We start from the raw sequence: 2,298 nt of genomic DNA on the forward strand, positions 1-2,298 counted from the left end.
GCGGTGCCGACCTCGGTTTCGACCGTTGCCTGGTGGTGCACAACATGCCGGCGGTGTATTCCAAGGCCGCGAAGAAAAACGTCTTCCTGGCCCCGTCGAGCCTGGCCATTGCCGCGCTCGCCAAGGTCAAGCAATGGGAGAGCCCGGGCAACCAGGTGACCTTCGCCGAGGACGTTTCCCGCACCGTCGAATACAACATCCTCGACACCTCCACCGAAGGCGATCTGCTCAACCGCTACGGCGTCAGCTACTACGCCCGCACCATTCTTGGCGGCTTCTCGTTGCTGGGCAACCGTTCCATCACCGGCAAGTTCATCAGCTACGTCGGCCTGGAAGATGCCATCAGCCGCAAGCTGGTGAAGGCCGGCCAGAAAGCCATGGCCAAGAACCTGACCAAGTCGTTCATGGACCAAGAGGTCAAGCGCATCAACGACTGGCTGCAAACCCTGGTCGCCGACGAAACCATCCCTGGCGGCAGCGTGTACCTGCATCCGGAACTGAACAGCGTCGAGAAGTACAAGAACGGCACCTGGTACGTGGTCATCGACTACGGCCGCTACGCGCCGAACGAACACATGATTTATCAACTCAATGCCCGCGATGAAATCATCGAGCAGTTCCTGGAGGACGTTCTCTAATGTTTACCAACCGCGTAAGACAGGCCATCGCGGCCACCCTGCAAGGCCTGCCGCTGTCGGCGACCGTGGAAGAATTCACGCCGCCGAAGATCGAATTCGAAATGGAAGAGATGCGTGGCGGCCGCTTCATCGGCGAGGAAATGGCCAAGGGCGGCAAGGTGCTGACGGCCAAGCTGGTGCTGCAAGGCGTCGGGCCGGAAATCATGTTGGCCCTGGGCGTGAGCGTCGGCGACGACATTCTGCTGAACGTGCGTGAAGCGGGCCAGGATCAGGACGGCAACACTTGGTTCACCTACCACACGGTGGGCGGCAAGTTGAAATCCCTCGACGAAGCCGCGTTGAAGATGAACGAGAAGCCCACCACGACCCTCGAGCTGTCCTGCCGCACCTACAACCGCCTGGAAAACGGCGTCCCGGTGATCGACATCGACGTGCGCACCCAGAAGTTCGTGCTCAACGGCGTCGACATTCTTGGCGATGCCCGTCGTGCGGTGTTGTTGCCTTAAGCCAACACCAAGCCCCTGTGGGAGCGAGCTTGCTCGCGAAGGCGGAGCATCAGTCGACATCCATGCTGAATGTCCCGCCGCTTTCGCGAGCAGGCTCGCTCCCACAGGGGATCCTCGATTTTTCAAGGAACTGATTCCATGTCCTGGACGCCTCCAACCCATGAGCTGTTATCGCCGATCACCGGTGACGACGGCTCGCAGATCGAGCAGTTGCAACTCAAGCCGCTGTACTACGCCGCGCAAAAAGACGCCCTGGCCCGCGCTGGCGATGACGAAGACGAGCAGTTCTTCGAATTGGCCAAACTGGCCACCGGCCTGTCGGCCAAGGAGCTGGACCAGCTCAAGCGCCCGGACTACGTCAGCGTTGCGCAATACGTGCACGAAATGTCCACGCGCCCAGCCTCGCACTTTCTGAATGACACGCAGGCCGATCCCGACCAGGTGCCGCTGCTGCAACCGCTCGAGGTGGCGGGCCGCAGCCTGACCTCGTTGACCCTGGAAATGCCGGTGCTGCGTGCCACCAAGGCGATGAAAAAACTGAAGACGGCCAAGGAACGCGCCGAGTTCATCACCGCCCATTGCACGGGCCTGATGCTGCCGGACCTGGCCTCGCTGACCGTGCCTGACTGGACGCAACTCCAGGTACGCATCGACGATTTTTTAAACAAACCGGCGGACTTCTTTCGGAGCGCGACATCGAAGTGATCCTTGATGTGGTGCCGCTCATTTACTCGGTAAGTGAAGCGGAAATCCTGGAGTGGGACGCCGGCAAGGCCTTGCGCCGATACGACATCGCGATCATTCGCCTTGGCGTGAAAAAGGAGTAGAGCGGAATGGCGGACGATAGATATTCGCTCAGATACGCAGCCTTCACCGAGAGTGGGTTGGCGGCCCCAGACGCCAACCCCGCAAGCAGTGTGACCATCTCCGCGGGAGATCGGCTGCCAGGACTCAGCCTGGCGATGGAAAACCTCGGGCTCAAGCTTGGCCGACTGACCACGGCAATCGAATCGCTGACCGTCAAGCTTTCGGCGCAGCGATTGTTTTCCCAAGCAATGGGAACCGGCGCCAAGGGCGAGGCGGCGAATGAGCCGAAGAGTAAGGCGGCCGGCGGCATCGAGCCACCGGAACTGCTCAAACCCGCGATGGCGATG

Annotated in this window: 2 protein-coding genes and 2 pseudogenes; all 4 read left to right on the plus strand. The window is 60.7% G+C overall.

The features are described 5' to 3' along the window. Positions 1-638 (plus strand): annotated as a pseudogene (locus OC610_RS25945) (phage tail protein); the annotation flags it as partial. Then, entirely contained in the window at positions 638-1,144 is a 507-nt protein-coding gene (locus OC610_RS25950; RefSeq protein ID WP_030139449.1) for a phage major tail tube protein, read from the plus strand. The pseudogene OC610_RS25945 and the gene OC610_RS25950, both read left to right, overlap by 1 nt. Positions 1,145-1,282: 138 nt before the next feature. Then, a complete protein-coding gene (locus OC610_RS25955) occupies positions 1,283-1,849 on the plus strand; it encodes a phage tail assembly protein (protein ID WP_264431884.1) in 567 nt (188 codons plus the stop codon). Positions 1,850-1,977: 128 nt separating this feature from the next. After that, positions 1,978-2,298: pseudogene (locus OC610_RS25960) on the plus strand (phage tail tape measure protein); the annotation flags it as partial.

It is taken from the genome of Pseudomonas agronomica (genome assembly GCF_025917275.1).
GTDB lineage: Bacteria > Pseudomonadota > Gammaproteobacteria > Pseudomonadales > Pseudomonadaceae > Aquipseudomonas > Aquipseudomonas agronomica.

Excerpts from the sequence above, each read along its gene's own strand:
- OC610_RS25950 (WP_030139449.1), top strand. The coding sequence starts at position 638 with ATGTTTACCAACCGCGTAAGACAGGCCATCGCGGCCACCCTGCAAGGC.
- OC610_RS25955 (WP_264431884.1), top strand. The coding sequence starts at position 1,283 with ATGTCCTGGACGCCTCCAACCCATGAGCTGTTATCGCCGATCACCGGT.